We start from the raw sequence: 25775 nt of genomic DNA on the forward strand, positions 1-25775 counted from the left end.
GGGACAGCGGAACTACCCCCGCCGCTTACCTTACATCGATCTCACTGGTGTGAGGAAAGTGTAAGGGAAGTGTCCCATCGGTTCTCCACCACCCCGCGGGCTGGGTCGTCAGCGACCTACGCCGGCCGCGTCCATCCCGCGCAGTTCCTTCTTCAGCTCGCCGATCTCGTCGCGCAGCCGAGCCGCGACCTCGAACTGCAACTCGCGGGCGGCGCCGAGCATTTGATCGTTGAGCTGCTGGATGAGGTCGGCCAGATCGGCGCGCGGCAACTGGGCGACGTCCAAGCCCCCCTGAGCGTGCGCGCCGACACCGACCACGCCCGTCGACACGCCTCTGCCGGAAGCACCCCGCCCGCCGCGACCCGGCGACGGCGACTTGCCCCGCGACTGGGAACGCCCCGAGCCACCGACCGGCACGCCGCCGCCGAGGAGTTCCTCGGTGTCCGCGGCCTCGCGGTTGAGCATGTCGGTGATGTCACCGATGCGCTTACGCAATGGAGTGGGATCGATGCCGTGCTCGAGGTTGTAGGCAACCTGCTTCTCGCGCCGCCGCGAGGTCTCCTCGATGGCCAACGCCATCGACGGCGTGATCGTGTCGGCGTACATGTGGACCTGGCCGGACACGTTGCGCGCCGCGCGGCCGATGGTCTGGATCAGCGATCGACCCGAACGCAGAAAACCTTCCTTGTCGGCATCGAGGATGGCCACCAGCGAGACCTCGGGCAGGTCGAGGCCCTCACGCAGCAGGTTGATGCCGACCAGCACGTCGTACTCGCCCAGCCGCAGCTCGCGCAGCAGCTCGATGCGACGCAGGGTGTCGACCTCGGAGTGCAGGTAGCGGACCCGGATGCCCATTTCGAGCAGGTAGTCGGTGAGGTCCTCGGCCATCTTCTTCGTGAGCGTGGTGACAAGGACCCGCTCGTTCTTCTCGGTCCGCAACCGGATCTCGTGGACGAGGTCGTCGATCTGCCCCTTGGTCGGCTTGACGATGATCTCGGGGTCGACGAGCCCGGTCGGCCGGATGACCTGCTCCACGAACTCGCCCTGCACGAGGTTCATCTCGTAATCGCCGGGAGTGGCGGACAGGTAGACCGTCTGCCCAATCCGTTCGACGAACTCCTCGAACTTCAACGGCCGGTTGTCCATAGCCGACGGCAGCCGGAACCCGTGGTCGACGAGCATCCGCTTGCGGGACATGTCGCCCTCGTACATGCCGCCGGTCTGCGGCACGGTGACATGCGATTCGTCGACCACGAGCAGGAAGTCCTCGGGGAAGTAGTCGAGCAGGCAGTTGGGCGCGCTGCCCCGCTTGCGGCCGTCGATGTGCATCGAGTAGTTCTCGATGCCCGAGCAGAACCCGACCTGACGCATCATCTCGATGTCGTAGGAGGTGCGCATCCGCAGTCGTTGGGCCTCGAGCAGCTTGTTCTGCCCCTCGAGCTCGGCCAGCCGGTCGGCGAGTTCGAGCTCGATGCCGCGGATGGCCTTCTCCATACGCTCGGGCCCGGCCGCGTAGTGCGTGGCGGGGAAGACGAAGACCTCCTCCACCTCGCGCACGACCTCGCCGGTGAGCGGGTGCAGGTAGTACAGCCGCTCGATCTCGTCGCCGAACATCTCGGCGCGGATCGCGAGTTCCTCGTACACCGGGAAGATCTCGACCGTGTCGCCCCGGACCCGGAACGTGCCCCGAGTGAAGGACAGGTCGTTGCGGGAGTACTGGACGTCGACCAGGTGCCGCAGGATGGCCTCGCGCTCGATCTGCTGGCCCAGGCGCAGCCGCACCGTGCGATCGACGTACTCCTGCGGGGTGCCCAGGCCGTAGATGCAGGACACGCTGGCGACCACCACGACGTCACGACGGGTCAGCAGCGACATCGTGGCCGAGTGCCGCAGCCGCTCGACCTCGTCATTCACCGAGGAGTCCTTCTCGATGTAGGTGTCGGTCTGCGGGACGTAGGCCTCGGGTTGGTAGTAGTCGTAGTAGCTGACGAAGTACTCGACCGCGTTGTGCGGCAGCATCTCGCGCAGCTCGTTGGCCAACTGGGCGGCGAGGGTCTTGTTCGGCGCCATGACCAGCGCAGGCCGTTGGAGCCGCTCGATGAGCCAGGCGGTGGTGGCCGACTTGCCGGTGCCGGTGGCGCCCAGCAGGACGACGTTCTTCTCGCCCCCGCGGATGCGTTTCTCGAGGTCTTCGATGGCCGCCGGTTGGTCGCCGGCGGGTTCGAAGTCGGACACGACCTCGAACGTGCCACTGGTGGGCCTGATGTCAGAGCGAACGCGCATGGCTCCACGGTACGAGAGGGCTACGACATCGGGTGCGCGACGACGCCGCTGGGCCGGTGGGTCGAGTACGACCGGCCCGCAGGCAGACTGGCGCCATGGCTGACGACACGACGGACCTGCCCGAGGAACAGCTCGACAGCGTCGAAGCCGAGGGGGTCGAATTCCGGGGAGTCGATTTCGAGGAGAGCGACTTCGACGATGCCGATCTCGACGAGCAGTTCCTGCCGCCCCCCGATCGCAGCCGCGAGGCGGCGTTGATCGCGGCGGGGTTGTCGGTGGTGGCGGCTGTGCTGTGCGTCGTTGCTCCGTTCCGGGCCGTTTACACCCTGCGGGCGCAGGGCATCAGCGCCTCCTTCGACGGGTGGGGACGCTACGACCTGGCTTCGGGTGCCCAGCACGGACCGCGGTACGGCGTCGCACTGACCGTCGCCGCACTCGTGCTGGTCATCGCCGCGGCCACCCGGCTACGAGACCTGCACCCGGTCGCCGAAACCACCGAGGCAGCCCAATTCACGCAGGCAATCGACGCAATCGACGCAACCGACGCAATCGACGCGGCGTTCACCGGTGATGATCGGCTTGCCGCCGGGGTCGGGATCGCCGGCTCGGCACTGCTGCTCGGGGTGCTGGCCTCGGTGGCGCTGAGCATCGAGAGCACAGTGTCCAACGCCGACTCCATCGCGGCAACCGGCGGCACCGCCACCACGGTCGACGTCGGCGCCATGCTGTGGTTGCTCGTCGGCGCGTGGGTCGTCAGCGTGGTCGCCGTGTACCTGCCGTGGTTCGAGGCCCGCCGACGCACCTGAACCAAGACTCGTCAGGTCGCGCCTGAGACGAGTTGGCGCATTCGGAGGATGAAGCACTGACCCTGCTGGGCCGAGGCTGTGTGCACCGCGGCGCGACGAACGGGCCGCACACGAGACAGGACGCAGCACATGACCACTATCTCCACCGCCCGCCGTGCCGTCGCGACCGTGGCCGCCGGAGCGGCCATCGCCGCCTTCGCAGGGGTCGCATCGGCCGACGCCGCTGTGCCGCACCACGGCAAGATCTACTTCGTGATCGGTGGCGGCACAACGCACCCGACCGCGCTCATGCACGGTGTCCTCAACGCGGTAGGAAAGGACGACCCGAACCACGACAACTACGACATCCTGGCTTTCGCCCACGGCTCGTTCCGAATCGTGCACCCGGAGTCCCTGAGCAAGTTCGTCCCGCACATCAACCACAAGACCTGTTACGTGTCGTTCGTAGAGAGCGGAAAGTTCCACCTCACCCACGGTCACGGCCAGTACGCGGGCATCACGGGCTCAGGCACCTACACGGCCACCGGCGCGGGCTTCACACCGCGCACGAAGTCCGGCGCCTGCAACCTCAACGCTCAGCCGATAGGCGAGATCTTCACCGTGCACGCGCACGGCACCCTCAAGTAGTCCACGGTGTCCGGTGCCGGGTCGCGGCGCCGGACCCGGCGGACGGTCGGCCGCGAGCACGCTGCGGCGGGCGCGCGCATAATCCCGCTGTGGCCTACCACGGAGATCCCGCTGCCTGAGCGGGGCAACGTTGCCGGCCGCCGTCCCCTCATCGTGGCCGCCGACGAAGCGGGCTATGCCGCTGCAGTTGCCGAGTTGACGGGCGCCGGTTGGACCGTGGTCGACATCGGCCGAGGTGCAGGCGCCGCCAGCTGCACCCGCTATCCGATCCACGGTCGCGGCGACGCGCAGGCCGTGGTCGTGGCCGCCGTTCGAGGCGGCGCTGTGCTGGCCCATGTCGGTCCCGGCGCCGACGCCGATCCCGAGCTCGATGCCGTCGTCGACGATCTCATCGACGACCTGGCCGGGCTCGGCCCCGTGCTTCACGTGGACGCAGCCACCGCCGTCCGGCTGGACGAGGACAGCTGGCGGCTCGCTCACGAGATCGCCCGCGGGGCAACGCTCGAGTCCGCGGCCCGGTTGCTGCACCTTTCGCCTCGCACCGCCAACCGCCGGCTGACCGTCGCACGGCAGGCCCTCGGGGTCGATTCCCGGGCCCAGCTCGTTCGCGCACTGACGTCGGCGGGCCGGGTGCCCCCGGCCATCAGCTGTCGCTGACTGCTTGCCAGCGCGTTGCCGCCCCGAGCCGGGCCCTGGCCGAGGCCACCTGGGCGGCCACGGTGGAAGGCGACACCCCGAGCCGAACGGCCACGGCCTCGGTCGACAACCCCTCGGCCACGAGTTCGAGTACCTCCCGTTCCCGAAGGGTCAGCCCGCCGGACCGTCCGCGCGGTGCCGAACGCCGGACGCCGCGCGCCCGCAAGGACCGCCGTACCGCAGCGAGTAGTGGCGTCCATCCGTCCGCTGCCAGTTCGGCCTCGAGTGCCGCCAACTCGGTTCGGGTCGCTTCGGCGTCCGACGTCTCCTCGGCCGCCAGCCACCTGCAGCGTTGCTCGCCGCGGCGGTGGTGACCGCGCCAGAGCCGGGCGGCCTCGGCGAACGCGGCCCGGGCACCGGCGTGATCGTCGACCGACCGGGCAACAAGCCCGGCGAGCTCCGATGGCACGGCCGCAACGACGGCCAGCTCGCTCGGCTCGTAGTCGGGAACGGCAACGGGCCGACCCAGCCGTGCCTGGGCGTGGGCCAGGGTGAGAATCGGGAACAGCATCAACGCACCGGTCAATCGGGTGATTGCCTCCTGGGCCAGTTCCGCCGCCCGTTCCGGGTCACCACCCCACAGTCGCGCCTCGGCGGCGACCCACGTCAGGTTCCCGCGCCCGAGGTGGTCGTCGACGCTGCCGGCCAACGCATGGACCAACCGCCGTTCGACCTGTTCGGTGCGTCCGAGGTCGATCAACGCAATTCCGAGAGTGACCTCGAGCTGGTCGCGGGTACGGCGGTCCAGAGCCTCGTCGAGCAGCGCCGGTGCGGTCGCGACAATCGGTCCGTAGTCCCCGAGATGCAGGCGCGCGTTCAGGGCCATGGCCCGCATCTGCTGCGCCCACCCGCGCATCCGGAGTGCATCAGCCCGTTCCGCACCGCGCTCGGCCTGCGCGATAGCGGTGACGAGGTCACCGCGGGCTTCGAGCGCCGCCACCAGATTGTTCGCCGAGGTGAATTGCACCTGCAGGTCTGCATCCGGATCCCCGGCCGCGATGCGCACCGCCTCGCTCAGGTGCGCAACGTCGTCCGGATGACCGGCGAAGTGCTCGACCGTGCCGAGCACGGCCAGCGCCCGGGCGCGCTCACGACCGGTGGTGACCGAGGCGGCGTGCGCAGCCCGGGCGAGGTCGACAGCGGCCTGCGGGTCCTGGTTGCTCAGGGCCAGAGCGCGGGCGAGCTCGCACTGCAGCCGGACGTCGTCGCGGGTTCCCGGTTCGACCACCTCACGGGCCTCGCGAAACGCGGCGAGGGCGCCGTCGTCATCCCCGGTCTGCCAACGCACTCGGCCGATCAGTGAGAACCACGCCGCCGTGCGCTGCCCGGGCAACCGGGCGATGAGCGACGCGGCCGCGTCGTACTCACCCACGACGACGAGCTCGGCGACCGCGGCGGCCGCAAGCTCGTCGGCCTCCACGCCGTCGGCACATTCGGCGGCCAACCCGAGCAGGGCTGCGCGTACGCCCGGCCGGTCAGTCTGTTCCACGGCGTCCCGAGCAAGGCGCAAGCCCGCGGCCCGGTCTCCGGCGGCCGAATACGCCACCGCGGCGAGCGCCGTCCAGCCGTCCGCCTGGGCCAGTCCCGCCAAGAGCAGATCGACCCGCCGACGCTCCTGCGGGTCGTCCGTCAGGTGAGCGGCGACCGTCTCGGCGAGCAGCGGGTGCCGCGGGGAGACGAGACCGTCGACGACGGCCAGCAACCCCACCGTCGTCAATGCCTCGAGCGCTGGAACCCACGTCGACGGCACCGGTTCGCCTGCTCTCGCAGCGAGCGCGAATCCGGTCCAGGGATCGGTGCCCATCCTGCGCAGCCTGCGCACGAGCGATCGGCGCAGCGAAGGTTCGGTACTGCCGCCGAGCTCCTCGATGAGAAGCGGGTTGCCGCCGCACCGCCGGGCCAGTTCAGCCGCCTCGGCCGGACGCAATCGGGGATGGACGCGGGATGCGAGCAGCGCCGCGTCGTGCGTGCCCAGCGGGGCCAGGTCGACGCGCTCGAAGCCCACCAGTGCGGTCAGCGCCCCGGCCGTCCCGGGATCACCCGTGCGCACGCCGACCACCATCGGTATGCGGTCGACCAGCAGAGCAACGGTGGCCAGTGTCGTTGCGTCTGCCCACTGCAGGTCGTCCAGCTGCAGCGCAGCGCGACCGAGCTGACCGATGACCCACTGGGCGGTCCAGGCCGGGTCGCCGACCGGCAGTGGTCCGGCCATCGCCTGCTGCAGCGGCGCGGCGCCCGCGGCCGACAACGACCGGAAACAGCGCCCCACGCGCACGGCCGAACCGGCAAGCGCTTCGGTGAGCAGCGTCGTCTTGCCGACTCCCGCCTCACCGACGACGACGACGCCGCGCCGAGCTGACACCGCGGCCCGCACCCTGGCCAGTTCGGCGGCCCGACCGATCAGGGTGGAGCCCGTGCGCCTGCTGTGCATGGGCACAGTCTGCCGACGTTGATCGACGCGGACCAGCAACGCGGCGCTGTGCCCCGCCGCACACGCGGCCCAGCGGTTTCTTGGGTAGGACAACGAGGCCCGGTCGTCGTCTGACAGGCTGGAACACCCGCTGGGAACCACAGCCGAGAGCGACCGACACCTATCGGCCCCCGCGACGGCGAACACGAGGAGCCGCACGTGCAGATCTGGCCCGGAAGTCCGTACCCCCTGGGCTCGACCTACGACGGGGTGGGGACGAATTTCGCGATTTTCAGTGAGGTCGCGGAGAAGGTCGAGCTGTGCCTGTTCGATGCCGACGGGACGGAGACCCGGATCGAACTGCCCGAGGTCGACGCCTTCGTCTGGCATGTCTTCCTGCCCAACGTCGAACCGGGCCAGCGCTACGGCTACCGGGTGCACGGGGCCACCAAGCCCGATGAGGGTCTGCGGTGCAATCCGAGCAAGCTGCTGCTCGACCCCTATGCCAAGGCCATCGACGGCACCATCGAATGGGACGAGTCGTTGTTCGGCTACCACTTCGGTGAGCCCGACAGCTACAACGACGACGACTCGGCCGCCAACCTGCCCAAGTGCGTCGTCATCAACCCGTTCTTCGACTGGGGCGTCGATCGGCCCCCACGTCGGGCGTACGCAGACACGGTCTTCTACGAGACGCACGTCAAGGGCATGACCATGACCCACCCGGACGTACCGGAGGAGCTGCGTGGCACCTACGCCGGCATGGCGCATCCGGCGATCATCGACCATCTCACCCAACTGGGCGTCACCGCCGTCGAGCTGATGCCGGTGCACCACTTCGTCAACGACTCGACGCTGGTCGACAAGGGCTTGAACAACTACTGGGGTTACAACACCATCGGGTTTTTCGCCCCGGACCATAAGTACTCCTCGAGCACCTCGCCCGGCGGTCAGGTGCAGGAGTTCAAGGCAATGGTGCGGGCCCTGCACGAGGCGGGCATCGAGGTCATCCTCGACGTCGTCTACAACCACACTGCCGAGGGCAACCACCTGGGCCCGACGCTGTCGTTCAGAGGCATCGACAACCAGGCGTACTACCGGCTCGTCGAGGACGACAAGCAGTACTACATGGACTACACCGGCACCGGGAACACGCTAAACGTGCGACACCCGCACTCCCTGCAGCTGATCATGGACTCGCTGCGCTATTGGGTGATCGAGATGCACGTCGACGGTTTTCGGTTCGACCTCGCCGCCACGCTGGCCCGCGAGTTCTACGACGTCGACCGGTTGTCGTCGTTCTTCGAGCTCGTGCAGCAGGACCCGATCGTCAGCCAGGTGAAGCTCATCGCTGAGCCGTGGGACGTCGGCCCCGGCGGCTACCAGGTGGGCAACTTCCCCCCGCAGTGGACGGAGTGGAATGGCAAGTACCGCGACACGGTCCGCGACTTCTGGCGCGGCGAGCCCGGCACGGTCGGCGAGTTCGCGGCCCGCATCACCGGTTCGGCCGACCTCTACGAGACCAGTGGCCGGCGCCCGGTTGCCAGCGTCAACTTCGTCACCGCCCATGACGGCTTCACGCTGCGCGACCTGGTCAGCTACAACGAGAAGCACAACGAGGGCAACCAGGACGACAACAACGACGGCGAGAGCCACAACCGGTCCTGGAACTGCGGCGTCGAGGGGCCGTCGGACGATCCGGAGATCCTCGAGCTGCGTGAGCGCCAGTTGCGCAACTTCATCACCACCATGTTCCTGAGCCAGGGCGTGCCGATGCTCTGTCACGGCGACGAGCTGGGCCGCAGCCAGGGTGGCAACAACAACGGCTACTGCCAGGACAACGAGCTGACCTGGATCGACTGGTCCACAGTCGACGACGACCTGGTCAGGTTCACCCGCCAGGTGGCCGCGCTGCGCCGGCAGCACCCGGTGTTCCGCCGCCGGCGGTTCTTCGACGGCCGCCCGACCCGTCGTGGCGTGCACCTGCCCGACATCAGCTGGTTCACCCCCGACGGTTCGGAGATGACCGAGGACGACTGGGAGTCCGGGTTCGGCCGCAGCATCGCCGTCTACCTGAACGGCCAGGGCATCGCCGGTACCGATGTACGCGGCGAGCGCATCGTCGACGACTCGTTCCTGCTGTGCTTCTCCGCCCACTACGAGCCCATCGACTTCACCCTGCCTGCGGGCGAGTACGCGAACCAGTGGGAGGTCGTCGTCGATACCATGACGGCCACTGTCGATCCGAACGTCATCGTCGGGCCCGGCAACACCATCACGGTGGGCCCGCGCGCCGTCGTGGTCCTGCGCCGGGTGGACTGATGCGCCCGGCGTCCACCTACCGTCTGCAGATCACGCCGACCTTCGACCTGCACGCCGCCGCCGACGTCTGCGACTACCTCGCCGACCTCGGCGCGGACGCCGCCTACCTGTCGCCGATCCTGCCGTCGGCGCGCGGCTCGGATCACGGTTACGACGTCATCGGCTTCGACACGGTCGACCCGCAGCGCGGCGGCATCGACGGATGGACGCGGTTGGTGGCCGCCGCTCGCGCCCGGCACCTCAAGACCGTGGTCGACATCGTGCCGAACCACACCGGTGTCGACGATGCGGCCGAGAACGCCGCGTGGTGGGACGTCCTGCAGCACGGCCGCGACGGCGAACACGGCTCGTGGTTCGACATCGAGTGGGCGCGCGGGCGCATCCTGCTGCCCGTGCTCGGCGACGACTTCGAGCCTGCGCAGCTCGACATCCAGGACGGCGAACTGCGTTACTTCGAGCACCGCTTTCCCATCGCGCCCGACACCGGCGACGGCACCCCGGAGCAGGTGCACAACCGCCAGCACTACGAGCTCGTCAACTGGCGCCGGGCCGACACCGACCAGAACTACCGCCGCTTCTTCGCCGTCACCACGTTGGCCGGCCTGCGGGTCGAGGACCGTGCCGTGTTCGACGCCACGCACGCGCAGATCAAGCGGTGGATCACTGAAGATCACATCGATGGGCTGCGGGTCGATCATCCCGACGGCCTGGCCGACCCGGTCGGCTACATGCAATGGCTGCGCGAGCTCGCGGGGCCCGACGCCTGGCTGCTCATTGAGAAGATCCTCGAGCACGGCGAGCAGCTGCCCGGCGACTGGCCGGTCGACGGCACCACCGGCTACGACGCGCTCACCGAGGTGACCGGCGTCCTGCTCGACACCGCGGCCGAGGCGCCCCTCGACGCGCTGTACCGCGAGCTCACCGGCGACCAGCTGACCTGTGCCGAGCACGTCGCGCAGGGCAAGCGCAACGCGGTCTCGACGATCCTGCAGGCCGAGGTGTCGCGCCTGGCCCGGCTCGTACCCGACGTCACCGATGCGCCCGCGGCGCTCGTCGAGCTGCTCGTCGCGTTCCCGGTCTACCGCTCGTACCTGCCGGCCGGTGCGCACGACCTGTCGGCCGCGCTCACCACAGCGCGGGCCGCGCGTCCGGATCTGTCGACCACCTTCGACGCTCTCGAGCCTCGGTTGTCCGACCCGTTCGACGAACTGTGCTCGCGCTTCCAGCAGACCTCCGGCGCAGTGATGGCCAAGGGCGTCGAAGACACCGCGTTCTACCGCTACACCCGCTTCATCGCGCTCAACGAGGTCGGCAACGACCCGGGGCACTTCGGGCTCACGCCGGCCGACTTCCACGCCGCGCAGGAGCTGCGTCAAGCCACCGTGCCCAACGGCATGACCACGCTGTCGACGCACGACACCAAGCGCGGGGAGGACGTCCGCGCCCGGCTGGCCGTGCTCAGCGAGATCCCCGACGACTGGACCGAGCTCGTTACCGGGTTGTTGAAGGCGGCGCCGCTGTCCGACGCGCCGTTCGCCTACCTGCTGTGGCAGACGTTCGCCGGCGTGGGGTTCATCGAACGCGACCGCATGCACGCCTACGTCGAGAAGGCGATGCGCGAGGCGGCGACTTCTACGACGTGGACGAGCCCGGACGAGGCCTTCGAGGGCTCGGTGCACGACGTCGTCGACGCCGCGTACGACCGTTCCGACGTGCACGAGCCGCTGGCCGCGCTCGTCGAACGCATCACGCCGTTCGGCTGGACGAATTCGCTGAGCCAGAAGCTGATCCAGCTGACGATGCCCGGCATCCCCGACGTCTACCAGGGCACCGAGCTCTGGGAGGACTCACTCGTCGACCCCGACAACCGTCGCGCCGTCGATTACGACGAGCGCCGCCGCCTGCTCGAGCAGCTGGACGTGGCGCCGCCGGTCGACGAAACCGGCGCCGCCAAGCTGTGGGTCACCTCGCGCACGCTGCGCCTGCGGCGCGAGCAGCCGGAGTTGTTCTCGACGTACACCGCCTTACAAACCGTCGGATCGGGTGCTGAGCACGTGCTCGCCTACGACCGCGGCGGGGCCGTTACGGTGGCCACCCGGCTGGCTCTGACGCTTGATGCTGCTGGCGGCTGGGGCGACACGATGCTGGAGCTCGGCTTCGCAGGCACGAACGTGCTCACGGGCCAACCGGTGCCGTCGCAGGTAGCGCTTGCCGAACTGTTGGACGGATTGCCGGTCGCGCTCATCGTTCGGTGACGTGGCAAGTCCGCACGATCTGGCCCGCGTACTCGACGTCCGCGACCTCGCCGTCCGTGACCTCGCCGTCCGTGACCTCGACGCGCTGCGACAACTGCTGGCCGACGACCCGTCGCTGGCCGTCGAGAAGCTGCGCGGCCTGCCGCACCGGCATGGTCGGTTGGCCCCGTTGAGCTATCTGGCCGACGCGCCACTCGACCTTGCCGGTGGCGGCTGGCGCGAGCTGCCCCGCGGCGCCGATCCTCAGCGAGCGTCGTCCGGTCCGCCGTCATCGGCCTGATCGGCCAGCGAGAGCTGCCACAGGTAGTCGTTGTAGCTGTTGTGGTGGTCATCGCCGTAGCTGCGGTGCGGAGCCTTGGAACTGTCCGGCAATACGTATCCGCGGTAGACGACCGGCTCGTCGCCACTGGTCTCGCTGCGCACCAGGTTGGCCGGCCCGCTGCGGGCGACGGCCTGCGAGCCGTTGCGCAGGACGACCTCCCCGCTCGGGGAGGGAGCGTCGGCCGGGGGGCGACGAGCGTCGCGGATGAGCTTGGCCCAGAAGAACACCGCGAACCCGGCGAACAGCCACCACTGCACGACGTAGCTGACGTTCTGGAACGCCCACTTGTTGCCCTCGGACACGTGCAGCTGCCACCGGCCGAGGAACACCATGCCCACCGCCGCGCCTAGCAGCACGACGTGGGTCGCCAGCCAACGCGGGTGCAGCAGGGCGGGGACGGTGGTGGCCGGTGGGGCCGTCAGCCACGTCCGTCGCCTGCTGCGCACCCGTCAAAAGTACGCCGACGAGTTCAGTGCGGCGGAGCGAGCCGACGACGCAGCTCCGGCACGTCGAGGTTGGGCTGCGGGTAGTGCGGGTCGAGTTCCGTCAACGTCTCGTGCAGGATCTCGCCCACGGCCCAGTTGCGGTACTTCTTGTGATCGCCCGGCACGACGTACCACGGCGCGTGCTCGGTGTTGGTGCGCTCGAGCACGGCCTCGTAGGCCACCTGGTAGTCGGCCCAGCGCGCGCGCTCCTCGATGTCGCCCTCGTTGAACTTCCAGTGCTTGTCGGGCCGGTCGAGCCGGCGCAGCAGCCGCTCTCGTTGGGTGTCGTAGCTGATGTTGATGAAGCATTTGAGCACGGTGGTGCCGGCCTTGACGAGCGTCTTCTCGAAGTCGTTGATGAGGTCGTAGCGCTGCTCCCACTCCTGCTGCGGGACCAGCTCGTGCACCCGCGCGATGAGGACGTCCTCGTAGTGCGAGCGATCGAAGACGCCGATCACGCCGGGCGCGGGCAGCCGCTTGCGAATGCGCCACAGGAAGTCATGTTCCCGCTCTTCATCGGTGGGCGCCTTGAATGCGGTGTACTGCACCCCGATCGGACCGAACGTGCCGACCACATGCTCGGTGATGCCGCCCTTGCCTGCGGTGTCCATGCCCTGCAGCACGAGCAGCATGCTGCGCTTCCCCCCGGCGGTCGCCTCGGCCCATAACTGCTCCTGCAGCAGCGCCATGGCCGCATCGGCGTTGCGCAGGTCGCGATTGCGCTTCGTCGGCGCCAACGGGCGGGTGTCGGTCGGATAGCCGGCCAGGTTCACCGGGCCGTGAGCGACGGCCAGGGCCTGCCGCACGGACGTCTCGTCATCGCTCATGCACGCAGGCTACGGGCGGACGAGCCGACTGAGTGCAAAGCGGGCGAGCGGCGCGTAACCGAGGATCAGCGGCAGCGGCCCTTCGATACCGAGCGAGGCCCGGCTGCCGCCGTCCGTGGGCGCCACGGCATGGTGCAGTCGCGACGAGACCGGTCCCCGGCGCACGCGCCATGTCCACGTTTTCGCGCTCTCGTCTACCCGTTCGATGACGAAGTCGACGGAGACCCACAGCGGGCCGTAGACCCGGCCGGTGACGCCGGGCGCGATTCGGGTTGCCGACGCCTCGACGCGGCTGATCTGCGGCGCCCACCCCGGCCAGCCCTGTGGCTCGAGGTAGCGACCCCACGCGGTCTCGGGGTCGGCGGATCCGGAGGCGCGCAGCGTCACGACGGTCATGCGCGAACGCAGTGAGCGCAGGACAAGGGGGCATGGCCTTCGGCGGCCGGAGCGAAGCGGAGGACGGTCATGCGCGAACGCAGTGAGCGCAGGACAAGGGGGCATGGCCTTCGGCGGCCGGAGCGAAGCGGAGGACGGTCATGGGCTATGTCCTACCCCATGTACGGTTTGCCACCCACCGACCCCGGGGACGTTGCCCGACATGAGCGAGTTGCGAGTGTGGGCACCCGACGTCAGCACCATCCGCGTACGAGCTGGCGGTAGCGACACCTCGCTCGAGCCCGCGGGCGACGGCTGGTGGTCCGGGCCGGAGCTGTCCCCCGGCGTCGACTACGCGTTCCTGCTCGACGACTCGACCGAGCCGGTGCCCGACCCGGCGTCGAGATGGCAGCCCGACGGCGTTCACGGGCGCAGCCGGGTCTACGACCAGGCTGCCTACGCCTGGAACGACAGCGCGTGGACCGGTCGCGACCTCACCGCCGCGGTGATCTACGAACTGCACGTCGCGACGTTCACCCCCGGCGCCACCTTCGACAGCGCGATCGAGCGCTTGGGCCACCTCGTCGAACTGGGTATCACGCACGTCGAGGTACTGCCCGTCAACGCCGTCAACGGCATCTGGAACTGGGGATATGACGGCGTCGACTGGTACGCGGTGCACGAGCCGCTGGGCGGGCCCGACGCCTTCAAGCGTTTCGTCGACGCCGCGCACTATGTGGGCCTGGCCGTCGTGCTCGACGCCGTCTACAACCACCTCGGCCCGTCGGGCAACTACCTGCCCCGCTTCGGGCCGTACCTGAAGCCTGGCCGCAACACGTGGGGTGACCTCGTCAACGTCGAGGAACCGGCCGTGCGTCGCTTCATCATCGACAACGCGCTGATGTGGTTGCGCGACTTCCACGTCGACGCGCTGCGCCTGGACGCCGTGCACGCCCTCGTCGACGACTCACCGGTGCACATCCTCGCTCAGCTCTCGCAGGAGGTGGCCGAGCTCGAGCAGCAGGTCGGGCGCCCGCTGACGCTTATCGCGGAGTCCGACCTCAACGACCCGGTGATGATCACGCCTGTGGCCAAGGGCGGCCGTGGAATGGACGCGCAGTGGGATGACGACGTTCACCATGCGCTGCACGCGATGCTCACCGGCGAGACGCAGGGTTATTACTGCGACTTCGGACCGATCGCCGTGCTGGCGAAGACGTTCACCAAGGCGTTCTTCCACGATGGGACGTACTCGACGTTCCGCGAGCGCAACCACGGCGCGCCGATCGACCCAGCGAAGCAGCGCGGCTCGCAGTTCGTGATCTGCCTGCAAAACCACGATCAGGTCGGCAACCGCGCCGTTGGCGACCGGATGCCGGAGATCACCTCCGTCGGCCGGCTGCAGATTGGCGCGGTGCTGCTACTGACCTCGCCGTTCACCCCGATGCTCTGGATGGGCGAGGAGTGGGCCGCCTCCACCCGCTGGCCGTTCTTCACCTCGCACCCGGAGCCCGAGCTCGCCGAGGCCACCGGGAAGGGTCGCGTCGAAGAGTTCTCGACGCACGGCTGGGACGTCTCGCAGATGATCGACCCGCAGGACCCGGACGCCTACCGCACCGCGATCCTCGACTGGTCCGAGCCGGCGTCCGGCAGGCACCTCGACATGCTTACCCTCTACCGGCAGCTGATCGCCCTGCGAATGACCGAGTCGGACCTGCGCGACGACGACCTGTCCCGGGTGTCGGTCGTGTTCGACGAGGACGAGAAGTGGCTTGTCGTGCACCGCGGCGCATTCCGGGTGCTGGTCAACCTCGGGTCGGGCGAACACCGGTTCGCAATCAGCGGTGACGTCGTGCTCTCGACCGGTCCCGCGACGGTCGATGCCGACGCGATCGTGCTCGGCGCTGACGCGTCGGCGATCGTGCGGGTGCACTGACCCCGCGCCATCGGGGCACAGTTCAGAGCGCGATGGTCAGTCGATCGAACAACTGGACGTCATGGCGTCGAACGTCGACTCGTACTTGCTCCACTGCTCGAGCGGAGTGTTGAGCTGGATGATGTAGACCACGCCGTCCTCCTCCCAAATCCGTTCCTTGGCGTGTCGACGGATCCCTTGCTCGTTGGTCTCGGTGAACTCGATGTCCGCGGCGGTCGTGCCGCGGTAGCCGTCGTAGACCGCCGGCGAGACGACGACGTCGGCGTACTTCTTTGTGGTGCGCAGGAAGCGGCGCGAACTCTCGACCTCGGTCGCGAAGTCCGGATTCGGTGTGCTGTTTCCGACTCCGATGTGCAGGTAGGGAGCGGTGTAGTGATCGTCGCCGTCCACGTACTCCCGAGTGCTCGCTACATGGAAGAAGTCATCCTCAGTCCAGCCGGCCGGTCCGGTCACGCTGATTCCGTCAGGAGCGGTGTACGTGTCGGTGCGGGTCGGGGTCGGCGCGTCCGTAGGCATCGAGTCTGTCGAGACCGGGTCGGTCGCCGTCGTCGGTTGGTCCGGGGCGGCCGCGGCCGAGTTGGTCGCAGTCACGGTGACCACGACCGGCGAAGTAGTGCTCTGCGTCGATGACCGACTCGAGCCGGCAGCAGGGTGTTGCGCGTGGCCGCCGGCCAGCAGGACCACAGCGACGACCACAGCGGCCACCAGCACGGCCGCAGCCGACACCAGCGCAACAGGGCGACCGCCCCGGCGCGAACCAGTCGCCGCCCCGCCACTCGGCGTGCTCAGCAACTCGCGTAGCTGGGTCGGTTCCGACCAGCGTCCGGACGCATCCCCAGTCGGACCGAGCACAGCGTGGGTGGCGTCCCGCAGCGGTGGGACGTAGGTGCGCTCGACGTCCGACGACGTCCGGCCGGCATCGCGCAGCAGCCCGGCAACCGCTGCCGCGTTGGGCCGGCGTCGCGGGTCCATGTGGAGCATCTGCATGACGACGTCGGGGACAGGCCCGGACCCCAGGGGCGGCACCGGCTGGCTGATGAGCCGGCCCAGCACGACGATCACGTCCTCGCCGCCGGTCTCCTGGAACGGCGAGCGGCCACGCAGTCCGGCGTAGAGCGTGGCGCCGAGCGACCAGACGTCGCTAGCGGCGTCCGCCGCGGACCCGCGTGCGACCTCGGGAGCGACGAACGCCGGGGTCCCGAGCATGATGCCGGTGGTGGTTACATTGGCGTCGCCGTTGATCTTTGCCACGCCGAAATCGGCAAGCTTGGCCGTGCCGCGCGGGGTGATGAGGATGTTGGCGGGCTTGACATCGCGATGCGTGATGCCTAGTTCGTGGGCCTCGGCGAGAGCGGTTGCCACCGCCGCGCCGACCTCGGCCACCCGTGTCGGGTTGAGCGCGCCAGACGCCCGGATCTCGTCCGCGAACGTCCGGCCGGGCACGTACTCCATGACGACGTTGGGCTGCCCGTCAACCATGACGAGGTCGTAGACGCACACGGCATTCGGATGGTTCATTCGGGCGGCGAGCCGGGCCTCGCGCATGATGCGCTGCAACTGCTCGTCGCGAACCGGCGTGGTCAAGCTGGTCAGGGCGGCACCGGAGCTGATCGTCTTGACGGCTACGGGCCGGTCGAGCAGCACATCGTGTGCGAGCCAGACCTCGCCCATGGCCCCGCTACCGATGAGTCGTTCGCGACGGTAGCGACCGCCCAGAAGGGGGTTCTGCATGACGACACCTGCTCGTGATCAACCGCGGAAGGGCGGCTCACCATAACCAGGGAATGGCCTGCCACGGCAGGCCCCGTGCACAACAAGTGCCGCCCGAGGCGGTTTTGTTTCGCTAACCGGCGGACGCCGCAGCGCCGCCGTAGCGCTGCCGAAGCACGTCGGCTACTGGATCTCGCCGACCACCACACCCGGCAGCGGAGCCTCGATGCGGGTGACGGTCGCCGCCGGCGCCTGGCCGTCCTCGACCTTCCACTGCTCGACCAAGGTGAGCGCGAACTGCTGCGCGTCGTCCCAGTTGTCGAAGGGCCCGACGGCCCGCGGCCCGATCAACTGCTGTCCTTCGTCCGTCAGCACGACCACGAACACGCGTTACCTCCCGAATGCGGCATCTGCGGGAAACCTATACGGGTTCGACGTCGACCACCCGCGCTGGGAACCGGTTGGGCGGCGGCCCGAACGCCTTGCCAGCGTTCTTGGTGATGCCCCTGGCGAGGGCGGCGTTGCCGAACGCGCCCACACCGGCACCGACCCCGAGGGGCAGCGCCCGGCCGAACAGGAGCGCCCCCTGCCGGGTGCCGAAGCGGGTGAGCAGCATCCGCCCGAGCCGGCCGTTGATGCCGGCGATCTTCTCCTTCGACGTCGATTTGCCGAGCACCTTGGCCCAGTGGACCTCGCCGCTGGTCGTCCCCGCGACGATGGCGGCGCCGCCCTCGCCGACGAGCACCGACAGCACGAGGGCACGACGGATGTGCGGGTCGCTGACGGGCACTTCGTGCAGCTCGGCCAGGGCCAGCACGTACATGGCCGAGGCGGAGATGAACGCGGTGATCTCGGCCGCACCGGAGGCCAGCGAGGCAGCCGTGCCCGCGCCCGGCAGGGCTGCTGCAGCGCCGGATGCACCGCCGATCCCCATCACCGCTCGGCGATAGTGCCGCTCGAGTTGCTTCTCGAGTTCCGCCGGCGTCATCCGCGGGTTGTTCTCGCGCGCCCGGTTGAGGTAGGTGAGCACCGCTGGACGCTGTACCGCGAGCGCCTTGTCCAGCGCGGAGTCGAGCGTGTGCTCGACCCGCGACGGCAGCGGGATGTGCGGCAGGAAGCGCCGCTTGGCCATGGAAACCTCCGGTGGACGTCGTGCGAGAGACGTACCCACATTTCCTCGATGCTTGGATGTACTGATGCGCGCACTGCTGCCCGGGCCGGTCGACAACGTCGACATCCACGCGTACTACGCCGCCGGGTGGCTCGACCGTGGCGGCCTGCGAGTGAACTTCGTATCCGCCGCCGATGGCGCAGTCCACGCGGGCGGGCTGTCCCGTGGCCTGCAGACGGCCGGCGACAATGCCGTCTTCGCTGCGCTGCGCAACCTCGCCGACGTCGTGCACGTGGGCTCGGGTACGGCGATCGCCGAGGGGTACGGGCCGGTCACGCCGAGCGCGCAGCGCAAGGCGATCCGGCGCTCGTACGGGCTGCGGGACGTCCTGCCCGTCGCCGTGCAGAGCCGGTCCCTGCAGCTCGACCCGGACGCCGAGCTGTTCACCGAGGCTCTCCCTGGGGCACGGACGGTGATACTGACCTGTGCGGCGGCCGATCCCGAGCAGCGTCGGCTGCTGAAGTCCGTTGCCGACGTCGTCGACTGTGGCGACGAGACGGTCGACGCTGTGCTGGTGCGACAGGCGCTCGAGGAACGCGGCTTTACCCGCATCCTGTCCGAGGGGGGCCCGAGCGTCTTCGCCGACCTCGCTCGAGAGGGGGTCGTCGACGAGCTGTGCCTGTCGATCACGCCGATGCTCGGCGGGCCGGGTCCCGGGCGGATCAGTGCGGGCAAGGAATGGCCGTCCCCGCTGCCCTTGACGCTGCTCGGGCTGCTGGAGGAGAACGGCTCGCTGTTCTGCCGCTACCGCACCGTGTCGGATGATCGCACTCAGTCGGGCACCGGCAGGTAGTGCGCACGCTACGGTTCGAAGCCATTGAACCGTACCGAAGAGTATGTCGTGGTGTATGCGCCCGTCGAGAGCAGATCGACGTGCCTCTCGTCCGGCGTTCGCGCGTCCGAGCTGCTCGGCCTGCGCCACGGCGACCTCGATGCCGGACAGAACACGATCACGGTGAATAGCAAGGGCAGCAGAGCGCGAGAGAAAGTGTCGGCGTCGGTCGACGCGTTCGTCTGGCTCGCGCTCTACCTCGCTGAGCAGCCGCGAATGAGTCCGGGCGGACCGGTGTGGTGGACCCGCAGGTCGAACCCGGCGCCGCTGAACTACCACGCGATGCGGGCCGTGCTGAACCGCGCGAACACGGCCTGGGGTCGAACTGGTCGCTGCGCGACTTTCGGCACACGGCGGCGGCGCGGCTGCTCGCTGATCCGGCGTTAACGCTGGTCGACGTTCAGACGATCCTGCGGCACGCATATCACCACGACCCAGATCTACACCCAGCCGCGGCTGGAGGACCTGGTCGGCAAGGTAAGAGCAGGATTCAGCAGCGGACGCGGATGCTCACTCCGCTGCTGCCGGGCCTGCTGACGGCGGCCGTTGATCAGAAGATCCGCAGCGCCCGATTCCTCGAGCTGGCCGGGGCCTGCGAGCATGGCGAGTCGTTCGAGTTCGACCAGTCGGTGTTCGTCCGGGACTCGCCGCCGGTTCAGTACGCGCGGCTGGAACGTTGCCGGGTCTGGGTGCGTATCGACGACTCCCAGCCGCGACCGACCTGGATCCGCAACCGCGGCACCCGCATCGACGCTATGAGCGTCGAACAGGACGGGTTCTGGACCTGGGCGATCATCGAGGCGCTGCGCCACACCGGCGTGCGCATCGAGGAGTTGCTCGAGCCCGCAGGTGTCGCTGCGTCATTACACCGCGCCCACCACCGGCACAGTCGTGCCGCTGCTGCACATTGTGCCGAGCAAGACCGACTGCGAGCGGCTGATCCCGATGGCGCCCGAGCTGGTGCAGGTGCTGCTTGCCGTGCTGCGTCGCGCAAAAGCCGGCGCGGAACGAGTGCCGCTGTCGATCGGTTACGACCCGCACGAGAAGCTGCACGGCGAGCCGTTCCCACACCTGTTCGCCCGACCGGTCGGGACGCGGCAGGAAGTGCTGTCGACCAACTATGTGGCCTGCGTGCTGGGCCATCTGGCGTCCGTTGCCGGGCTGACTGACGCCGGTCAGCCCATCCGGTTCACGCCCCACGACTTCCGCCGGCTGTTCGCTACCGACGCCGTCAACAACGGGCTGCCGCTGCACATCGCGGCTGCACTGCTCGGGCACGTGAACCTGGACACCACCCGCGGATACACGGCGGTGTTCCCCCAGCACATCGTCACCGCGCATCAGGCGTTCATCGAGCGCCGCCGCGAGCTGCAGCCCACCGGCGAGGACCGCGTCGCCGAGCCGGACGAGTGGGCAGAGTTCCAAGAGCACTCTCCTGCTACGCCGCGTGGCGCTCGGTGAGTGTCACCGGCCCTACGGAACCCCATGCGTCCACGAGCACGCCTGCACCCGCTGCCGGTTCCTGTGCGTCGACCCGGCCCAGCTCGGCCGGATCGAGGAGGTGACCGGCAAGCGCCGAGCAGCGACTCGACGAGGCGAAGCAGAAGGCCTGGCTGGGCGAGGTCGCCGCACTCGAGGAGAGTCTCAAGCACCTGCGCGTGCGGCGCGCGAAGCCCGGCGGCGGCTTCAAGCCGGCGACAACGCCTTCGTCGACGACACGGGGACAATGAGCCGATGAAGCTGCCCGTGATGCCGCCCGTCGCGCCCATGCTGGCCAAGTCGGTGCCAACCATCCCGCCCGGGGCGTCCTACGAGCCGAAATGGGATGGATTTCTTCACTGAACTTGTCAAGCCGCTGGCCTTCATGCTGGACGGCAGCCAAAATGAGAATAAGAGGCGTTCCGAACGGGTGTTTGAGAACGCTCGTGCAAAGTATTTGAGAACGACATCGCCGGCCGCCGCTCTTGACTTCGGTGACGGCACCTGTTGGACGTCGGCGGTCACCGGAGCCACGTCGCCGGCGAGCAGCGGCTGGGGCGCGGGTGCCAGTTCCACAGGTTCGCTGGAACCGAGCAACACGGTGGGACGGCGTGCCGCATGACGGGCCCGAGCGGGAATGATCACCGGGCGGGGCTAGCGGGACAACCCCGCGAAGCCCGGTTTCGGCGGCCCGTTGCAGCGCGCCATGTAGTCCCGCAGGCGGGTCCCCTTGCGGAACGAGCACGACCGCGTGGGCGCGACATGCAGGTGCTTGACCCGCGTCGGCGCAGGAGGTCTCTTTGATGGACAGGTCATTCGGAGTGTCACGGTGCCGTAGCTATCGATAAACGATAGGTTGCTCATATGATGCGAGCGAGAAGCCCGATAGGTATGAAGCTGGCGATCCCGATGTACTGCGCTCTTGCTGCGGTGCTCGCGATCTGCGTCGTGGCGCAGGCTGCGACGCTGCTGTGGTTCACCCGTGAACACCTCGATGCGGCTTTCGGCTCCCGCCGCTCGCAGTGGGGGCTCGGGTTGCTGTTCGGAGCAGTTGCCGTCGAGGCCATCTGCATTGCCCTGTGGCGAGTGGTGGCCCTGTCGCAGCACAGGCGCAGCGCGGGGCCGGCTGCTCAACGTTGGATGCGCGTCATCGCGACGGCGGCGGCCGCGGCGTGCGCTGTCGCGGTGTGGCTTGTCATCGTTATCGCAACCTGGCCGGGGCGCGTTGAATCGACCTTCGTCATCATGTTCGTAGGTGGAGCTGTAATCGCTGCCGGCATCGGCTTACTGGCCATCGTTGCCGGCAGGGCCCTTGTTCAGGCGGCGGACAACGAGGCCAGCACTGCGCGTTTGCAGGCCGAGCTCGACGCGGTGATCTAATGCCGATCGTTGTCGACATCGACGCCATGATGGCTCGCCGGAAAATGACCGCCGGTGTTCTTGCCGACCGGGTCGGCATCACGGCGGCGAACCTGGCTGTGTTGAAGAACGGCCGGGCCAAGGCCGTACGGTTCACGACCTTGGAAGCACTGTGTTCAGTGCTCGATTGCCAACCCGGGGACTTGCTGAGCTGGCATCCCGCACGACCGGAAAGTGACGGCGCGTCGAGCGTCGATACGCTGTGTGTCGACACAGTCGCCACAAATTAGCCGAGAACGTGTTGCAGGCCGTCGCCCCGCAGCGGCGTTTCAAACCCTGTATTTTCCTCGTCGCCGTCTCACTGAACGATCCGCTTGAGGGCAGTTGGATCGCTTGCTCGACCGTTGGCGGCGTGCCCGCCGTCGACCTTGGAACCGTCCGCGAGCGGGTCCGCTTGCGGAACGACGCCTTGGTCCGCGTCACCGCTCGCGGCGGATTTGACGGGCACGTGGGCTCCTCGATGGCCTACCCTCCATCCGACGCAATGCGACAGAACTTGAGGCGCGCAGATGAGGTCGTTCGACGTGGCCGCAAATCGCTCGACCCGCGGGACTTGACCAAGAGGGTCGGAACCGCGGTCAGCCGCGGCTCCGGTTCTCTGGGTCAAGAAAGCCGGCTCGGACGCGCCGCCCCGCCGGAATGTTCATGAAGGTCGCCCACATATGAAGCACGTCGGGACCAGCGGCCGGAGGCGACCAGCGTCTCGCTCTGTACCGCCCGACGCCCGGGATCCCGCCCTCGCGGGCGTTGGGCTGACTGCCGCACGAGAATTGCCCGGCAGGTTCTGCGGATGGATGCAGCGCATCGGCTGGTTCGATGCGTCTCTATATAGGCAGGACCGAAGGAGACGCGAGTGACGTTTGAGGCGTTCGTCGAGCAGCAGGGCGCAGCCCTGCTGCGGCTGGCGTTCGTCCTGACCGGTGATCACCACGCTGCCGAGGACCTGACCCAGACTGCGCTGGCCGACATGTACCGGCACTGGCGCCGGGTCTCGGCGGCCCGGTCGCCACAGGCGTACGCGCGTCGCGTGCTGGTGAACGCGTTCGTGTCTGGCCGGCGACGCCGCTGGACCAGCGAGCGTCCCGTGGAAGTGCAGGACCATCACCTCCCGCCGGTCACCGACCCGGCGGCCGGCGTCGCGCTGCGGGAGACGCTCCGGGCGCGGGTGGCCGAGTTGCCGCTCCGCTCGCGGACAGTGCTGGTGCTGCGGTTCTGGGCGGACCTCGACGACCACGCCATCGCAGATGCGATGGGGACCACCCCGAGCACCGTACGCGCCACAGCAGCCCGCGCGCTGGCCGCTCTCCGGTCCGACGGAACCGCAGATCTGGAGGACGCGCGATGACCACCGAACAGCAACTCGGGGACCTGTTCGACGACCAGGCGCGGCAGGCGCCCGCACCGGACTTCCTGCTCGACGGCGCCATGCGCAAGGTGCGCGCGCGGCGCCGCCGCATCGTCGCCGCCGAGAGTGGAGCCGCGGTGCTGGGTGCTGCCGTCCTCCTCGCTGCTGCCCTCAGCATCGGTGGCCCAACACCAACGCATACTGGCCCGGTCGCGATGGGCACCGTCCCGGCCGGGTTGGCTGGGCAGCCGCTTGCAGACCCCGCGGACCAGCAGGGGTCGTGCCGCTTCGAGTACTCCCCGACTGTGGTCGCGAGGCGGCTGGACTTCGCGCTGGACGGGACTGTCGTCGCGATCGGTTCTCCCGTGAGCCAGCGACCCGGCGATCCGGAGCCATGGGACTACGTCGGGGTGACCTTCCAGGTCAACGAGTGGTTCAAGGGCGGGGACGCCAATACGTTCACGGTAGACATGCCCGAGTCTGGGAAGAGCTCACTGGAGGGCGATGGCTCTCCCTCCGAGTACAGCGCCGGCACTCGCCTGCTGGTTTCCGGCATGGCCCGATCGGGCGGCGCAGACCCACTCGCGTACCCGGTCGCGTGGGTCGGCTGCGGCGGCTTCACGCTGTACTACAGCCAGAGCGCGGCAGGCGACTGGCGCGCCGCCAACCGCTGACCGGTCACCGACCCGAACCGGGATCTGCTCCTGACGCCGAAGACCGAGCTCTTATGGCCGCGGCGCGAGTTGTACAGCTCGAGGCTCTGACCCGTCCGTCGAGTCGCTGCCCGCCGCAACGTCTCGTGGAGTGGACATTCGCTCTTCGCCAAGGCGTTAGGGGTCGTCCCGACATACTTATGCCGCCAGCCGCCCCGATCCGTCGAACACGCCGGACAGTCGCTGACGCCCCCGCCCCCGGCGCCCCACAATCAGGGGCCTCACTAGACGCCGGGTGATAACGGCCGGCTTCCGGTGGTGCAACCCGCGCTACAGCAAACGCCGGTGACCGCGTGCCGATGTCTTTGGTCAGATCAGCGAGACTGATGGGCGGCGCTGCCGGAGGACCGCGAACGTGTCGCACTCGAAGGCGCACCGGCCCGGCGTTCGGTGCCTTCGATGATGATGCCGCCAGCCCCAACGCATCCCGATTGAACTCGCCATCCTTTTGCGGGACTGCTTAGTCCGAGGATCCTCGTCGCTGTTTAGACCGAGGATCCTCGCCGCGAGCTGACGACGCGCTTCCCACGGAGCTTGCCGCGAGCGGGCCTGCTTGCGGGGCGTGGTGTGGAGCCGGTGCTCAGAGGGGGAGAGGTTGAACTGTTCTCGGTTGGATGCGCTGTCATGCTAAGGACGTGAACGCACTGGGCGAGGCGGAACAGGGTGAAGGGCCGGATGGCGAAGACGCGGGCGGCGACCACGGCAATTACGTGCCGATGAACGAGCTCGTCGGACGCGGTGCTTACCAGAGCAGCCTCACGATCACGCTGGCTGACGGCACCGTCTTGTCTCCGGCTGAGGTCCATCAGCTCAGACGAAGTCAGCGACGAGAGCAGCACGATGTTGACGTCGGTTACGTGGATTTGTCGTTCCCGACCGACCGAATCGTTGGAGTACTGGACTGGAACGGTTCCTGGGACACCCAGACCGGGCCCGTCCTCGCGACTGGGGTCGTGCGGGTTCCCGACGACGGCGAGGTACAGCTGAAGGTCAGCGCGGTCTCGCGGACAGAACCCGCCGGCGACGGCTGGCAGATCATCACGGAGCCGGGAGATCCCGCGGTCGACTTGGGATTCCTCAATTACCTGGCACCCAACATCATTGGTTCCATTTCCCTTGGCCACGTGGACGCGTCCTCCTTCAGCGCGCTACGTCACCTTGCGCCTGGCCTACGCAAGCTCTATCTGACATGGTCAGGGCTGGGCGATGAGGTGCTCGCCGACATCGCAGCGCTTCGCGAGCTGACCTGGCTCCAAACATTCGGCAACCGGTTCACGGACGTCGGAGTCCAGCAGCTGGCCGCGCTCACACAACTGCGCAGCCTCTACCTGGAAGAGGAGACCCTGACCGCCGCGGCCTTCGCGTTTACCGCCGAACTGCCCCTGTTGGAGCGACTGGGCGTTCAAGACGTACCTCTCACAGCAGACGACTTGGCCTTCCTCAAACTTCACCTACCCGGCGTCGATGTGGGCTGACTTCGACCTGGCTCGCGGCTGAACGGTCCTCAAATGGTTGATTACAGACTGTTGACGCTGCAGGATCGCGCAACGGAACTGCAGTGCGATCGGATCGATCACTGAGAACGACGCCGACTCGCTAAGTCGAAGTATTGGACGTCGTAGTCCGGTCCGAGTTCGCTTCGGACCATCTCGAGAAGTGCACGCCCATCGGCCATCCACACCGATTCGTGTGCTGGATTGGTCCATTGGAGCCTGACCCGCTTTCCCGGACACCTGTTCTGAGGCGATGATCGTCTCGGGAA

The 25775-nt window shown here is 68.4% G+C and carries 25 protein-coding genes and 1 pseudogene; 17 read left to right on the top strand and 9 right to left on the bottom strand.

The genetic code is table 11. The features are described 5' to 3' along the window. Positions 1-108 precede the first annotated feature (108 nt). On the bottom strand, positions 109-2283 hold the full coding sequence (uvrB, locus tag ACFFC4_RS07430) for an excinuclease ABC subunit UvrB (protein ID WP_375499320.1): 2175 nt from the start codon (positions 2281-2283) through the stop codon (positions 109-111). 95 nt (positions 2284-2378) lie between these two features. Here uvrB and ACFFC4_RS07435 point away from each other — a divergent pair, with 95 nt between their 5' ends. From ACFFC4_RS07435 to ACFFC4_RS07445, 3 genes are all read left to right on the top strand, one after another. After that, the gene (locus tag ACFFC4_RS07435) at positions 2379-3089 is read left to right on the top strand and encodes a hypothetical protein (RefSeq protein WP_375499322.1); all 711 of its coding nucleotides are present in this window, start codon (positions 2379-2381) and stop codon (positions 3087-3089) included. 129 nt (positions 3090-3218) lie between these two features. Further along, positions 3219-3716 (top strand): hypothetical protein, encoded by a 498-nt coding sequence (locus ACFFC4_RS07440; protein ID WP_375499324.1) that lies wholly within the window; start codon positions 3219-3221, stop codon positions 3714-3716. Positions 3717-3722: 6 nt separating this feature from the next. After that, complete coding sequence (locus ACFFC4_RS07445) at positions 3723-4373, top strand: helix-turn-helix transcriptional regulator (RefSeq protein ID WP_375499326.1); 651 nt, start codon at positions 3723-3725, stop codon at positions 4371-4373. Here ACFFC4_RS07445 and ACFFC4_RS07450 read toward each other — a convergent pair. After that, complete coding sequence (locus ACFFC4_RS07450; protein ID WP_375499328.1) at positions 4360-6843, bottom strand: LuxR C-terminal-related transcriptional regulator; 2484 nt, start codon at positions 6841-6843, stop codon at positions 4360-4362. The two genes, ACFFC4_RS07445 and ACFFC4_RS07450, sit on opposite strands and share 14 nt — an antisense overlap. A gap of 198 nt (positions 6844-7041) precedes the next feature. On the opposite strand from ACFFC4_RS07450, the gene glgX reads away from it, so the two are divergent. The 3 genes from glgX to ACFFC4_RS07465 are packed head-to-tail and all read left to right on the top strand — an operon-like array spanning position 7042 to position 11679. Then, on the top strand, positions 7042-9144 hold the full coding sequence (gene glgX / locus ACFFC4_RS07455) for a glycogen debranching protein GlgX (protein WP_375499330.1): 2103 nt from the start codon (positions 7042-7044) through the stop codon (positions 9142-9144). After that, positions 9144-11399: a malto-oligosyltrehalose synthase gene (gene treY / locus ACFFC4_RS07460; protein WP_375499332.1), complete on the top strand. Its 2256-nt coding sequence runs from the start codon at positions 9144-9146 to the stop codon at positions 11397-11399. The genes glgX and treY overlap by 1 nt, the downstream gene beginning before the upstream one ends. A gap of 1 nt (position 11400) precedes the next feature. Beyond that, entirely contained in the window at positions 11401-11679 is a 279-nt protein-coding gene (locus tag ACFFC4_RS07465) for a hypothetical protein (RefSeq protein WP_375499334.1), read from the top strand. On the opposite strand, the gene ACFFC4_RS07470 is transcribed toward ACFFC4_RS07465, so the two are convergent. Genes ACFFC4_RS07470 through ACFFC4_RS07480 form a run of 3 tightly spaced genes read right to left on the bottom strand, consistent with a single transcriptional unit; the run spans position 11643 to position 13429 of the window. Further along, positions 11643-12167, bottom strand: a complete 525-nt coding sequence (locus tag ACFFC4_RS07470) for a hypothetical protein (protein WP_375499336.1) — start codon at positions 12165-12167, stop codon at positions 11643-11645. The two genes, ACFFC4_RS07465 and ACFFC4_RS07470, sit on opposite strands and share 37 nt — an antisense overlap. Before the next feature lie 23 nt (positions 12168-12190). Next, entirely contained in the window at positions 12191-13033 is an 843-nt protein-coding gene (locus ACFFC4_RS07475) for a PPK2 family polyphosphate kinase (protein WP_375499338.1), read from the bottom strand. Positions 13034-13042: 9 nt separating this feature from the next. Beyond that, entirely contained in the window at positions 13043-13429 is a 387-nt protein-coding gene (locus ACFFC4_RS07480) for an SRPBCC family protein (RefSeq protein ID WP_375499340.1), read from the bottom strand. A gap of 202 nt (positions 13430-13631) precedes the next feature. Here ACFFC4_RS07480 and treZ point away from each other — a divergent pair, with 202 nt between their 5' ends. Next, positions 13632-15344, top strand: coding sequence for a malto-oligosyltrehalose trehalohydrolase (treZ, locus tag ACFFC4_RS07485; protein ID WP_375499342.1), 1713 nt, complete (start codon positions 13632-13634; stop codon positions 15342-15344). A gap of 36 nt (positions 15345-15380) precedes the next feature. Here treZ and ACFFC4_RS07490 read toward each other — a convergent pair whose 3' ends face one another. From ACFFC4_RS07490 to ACFFC4_RS07500, 3 genes are all read right to left on the bottom strand, one after another. Beyond that, positions 15381-17075, bottom strand: a complete 1695-nt coding sequence (locus tag ACFFC4_RS07490; protein WP_375499344.1) for a serine/threonine-protein kinase — start codon at positions 17073-17075, stop codon at positions 15381-15383. 162 nt (positions 17076-17237) lie between these two features. Next, on the bottom strand, positions 17238-17441 hold the full coding sequence (locus ACFFC4_RS07495) for a hypothetical protein (RefSeq protein WP_375499346.1): 204 nt from the start codon (positions 17439-17441) through the stop codon (positions 17238-17240). Between the two features lie 34 nt (positions 17442-17475). Beyond that, positions 17476-18186 carry a hypothetical protein gene (locus ACFFC4_RS07500; protein ID WP_375499348.1) on the bottom strand — a complete coding sequence of 237 codons (711 nt, stop codon included), beginning with the start codon at positions 18184-18186 and terminating at the stop codon, positions 17476-17478. A 64-nt stretch (positions 18187-18250) separates the two neighbouring features. Between ACFFC4_RS07500 and ACFFC4_RS07505 the strand changes: the two genes are divergently transcribed. Beyond that, the gene (locus ACFFC4_RS07505; RefSeq protein ID WP_375499350.1) at positions 18251-19018 is read left to right on the top strand and encodes a dihydrofolate reductase family protein; all 768 of its coding nucleotides are present in this window, start codon (positions 18251-18253) and stop codon (positions 19016-19018) included. 24 nt (positions 19019-19042) lie between these two features. Beyond that, a complete protein-coding gene (locus tag ACFFC4_RS07510; protein WP_375499352.1) occupies positions 19043-19444 on the top strand; it encodes a hypothetical protein in 402 nt (133 codons plus the stop codon). A 268-nt stretch (positions 19445-19712) separates the two neighbouring features. On the opposite strand, the gene ACFFC4_RS07515 is transcribed toward ACFFC4_RS07510, so the two are convergent. Next, positions 19713-19883 (bottom strand): hypothetical protein, encoded by a 171-nt coding sequence (locus ACFFC4_RS07515; protein WP_375499354.1) that lies wholly within the window; start codon positions 19881-19883, stop codon positions 19713-19715. Between the two features lie 23 nt (positions 19884-19906). Here ACFFC4_RS07515 and ACFFC4_RS07520 point away from each other — a divergent pair, with 23 nt between their 5' ends. The 8 genes and pseudogenes from ACFFC4_RS07520 (at position 19907) to ACFFC4_RS07555 (ending at position 25488) form a co-directional block, all read left to right on the top strand. Then, positions 19907-20518, top strand: coding sequence for a tyrosine-type recombinase/integrase (locus tag ACFFC4_RS07520; protein WP_375499356.1), 612 nt, complete (start codon positions 19907-19909; stop codon positions 20516-20518). A 273-nt stretch (positions 20519-20791) separates the two neighbouring features. Next, a pseudogene (locus tag ACFFC4_RS07525) lies at positions 20792-20890 on the top strand (hypothetical protein); the annotation flags it as partial. Continuing rightward, entirely contained in the window at positions 20883-21158 is a 276-nt protein-coding gene (locus ACFFC4_RS07530) for a hypothetical protein (RefSeq protein ID WP_375499358.1), read from the top strand. The pseudogene ACFFC4_RS07525 and the gene ACFFC4_RS07530, both read left to right, overlap by 8 nt. Before the next feature lie 269 nt (positions 21159-21427). Then, the gene (locus ACFFC4_RS07535) at positions 21428-21916 is read left to right on the top strand and encodes a DUF2975 domain-containing protein (RefSeq protein WP_375499360.1); all 489 of its coding nucleotides are present in this window, start codon (positions 21428-21430) and stop codon (positions 21914-21916) included. Beyond that, on the top strand, positions 21916-22185 hold the full coding sequence (locus ACFFC4_RS07540) for a helix-turn-helix domain-containing protein (protein WP_375499362.1): 270 nt from the start codon (positions 21916-21918) through the stop codon (positions 22183-22185). The genes ACFFC4_RS07535 and ACFFC4_RS07540 overlap by 1 nt, the downstream gene beginning before the upstream one ends. A gap of 623 nt (positions 22186-22808) precedes the next feature. Further along, the gene (locus ACFFC4_RS07545; RefSeq protein WP_375499364.1) at positions 22809-23300 is read left to right on the top strand and encodes a SigE family RNA polymerase sigma factor; all 492 of its coding nucleotides are present in this window, start codon (positions 22809-22811) and stop codon (positions 23298-23300) included. Beyond that, positions 23297-23974, top strand: coding sequence for a hypothetical protein (locus ACFFC4_RS07550; RefSeq protein ID WP_375499366.1), 678 nt, complete (start codon positions 23297-23299; stop codon positions 23972-23974). Before ACFFC4_RS07545 ends, ACFFC4_RS07550 begins: the two co-directional genes overlap by 4 nt. A gap of 674 nt (positions 23975-24648) precedes the next feature. Continuing rightward, complete coding sequence (locus tag ACFFC4_RS07555; RefSeq protein ID WP_375499368.1) at positions 24649-25488, top strand: hypothetical protein; 840 nt, start codon at positions 24649-24651, stop codon at positions 25486-25488. Positions 25489-25775 lie beyond the last annotated feature (287 nt).

The sequence above is a fragment of the uncultured Jatrophihabitans sp. genome, assembly GCF_964244045.1.
GTDB lineage: Bacteria > Actinomycetota > Actinomycetes > Mycobacteriales > Jatrophihabitantaceae > Jatrophihabitans.

What these genes read in the sequence shown, in the direction of transcription:
- ACFFC4_RS07530 (WP_375499358.1), top strand. Translation starts at nt 20,883, where the DNA reads ATGGATTTCTTCACTGAACTTGTCAAGCCGCTGGCCTTCATGCTGGAC.
- ACFFC4_RS07490 (WP_375499344.1), bottom strand. Translation starts at nt 17,075, where the DNA reads ATGCAGAACCCCCTTCTGGGCGGTCGCTACCGTCGCGAACGACTCATC.
- treZ (WP_375499342.1), top strand. Translation starts at nt 13,632, where the DNA reads ATGAGCGAGTTGCGAGTGTGGGCACCCGACGTCAGCACCATCCGCGTA.
- ACFFC4_RS07515 (WP_375499354.1), bottom strand. Translation starts at nt 19,883, where the DNA reads ATGCGCACGCCGGTGTGGCGCAGCGCCTCGATGATCGCCCAGGTCCAG.
- ACFFC4_RS07440 (WP_375499324.1), top strand. Translation starts at nt 3,219, where the DNA reads ATGACCACTATCTCCACCGCCCGCCGTGCCGTCGCGACCGTGGCCGCC.
- ACFFC4_RS07505 (WP_375499350.1), top strand. Translation starts at nt 18,251, where the DNA reads ATGCGCGCACTGCTGCCCGGGCCGGTCGACAACGTCGACATCCACGCG.
- treY (WP_375499332.1), top strand. Translation starts at nt 9,144, where the DNA reads ATGCGCCCGGCGTCCACCTACCGTCTGCAGATCACGCCGACCTTCGAC.
- ACFFC4_RS07435 (WP_375499322.1), top strand. Translation starts at nt 2,379, where the DNA reads ATGGCTGACGACACGACGGACCTGCCCGAGGAACAGCTCGACAGCGTC.
- ACFFC4_RS07500 (WP_375499348.1), bottom strand. Translation starts at nt 18,186, where the DNA reads ATGGCCAAGCGGCGCTTCCTGCCGCACATCCCGCTGCCGTCGCGGGTC.
- uvrB (WP_375499320.1), bottom strand. Translation starts at nt 2,283, where the DNA reads ATGCGCGTTCGCTCTGACATCAGGCCCACCAGTGGCACGTTCGAGGTC.
- ACFFC4_RS07450 (WP_375499328.1), bottom strand. Translation starts at nt 6,843, where the DNA reads ATGCACAGCAGGCGCACGGGCTCCACCCTGATCGGTCGGGCCGCCGAA.
- ACFFC4_RS07475 (WP_375499338.1), bottom strand. Translation starts at nt 13,033, where the DNA reads ATGAGCGATGACGAGACGTCCGTGCGGCAGGCCCTGGCCGTCGCTCAC.
- ACFFC4_RS07480 (WP_375499340.1), bottom strand. Translation starts at nt 13,429, where the DNA reads ATGACCGTCGTGACGCTGCGCGCCTCCGGATCCGCCGACCCCGAGACC.
- ACFFC4_RS07535 (WP_375499360.1), top strand. Translation starts at nt 21,428, where the DNA reads ATGAAGCTGGCGATCCCGATGTACTGCGCTCTTGCTGCGGTGCTCGCG.
- ACFFC4_RS07550 (WP_375499366.1), top strand. Translation starts at nt 23,297, where the DNA reads ATGACCACCGAACAGCAACTCGGGGACCTGTTCGACGACCAGGCGCGG.
- ACFFC4_RS07540 (WP_375499362.1), top strand. Translation starts at nt 21,916, where the DNA reads ATGCCGATCGTTGTCGACATCGACGCCATGATGGCTCGCCGGAAAATG.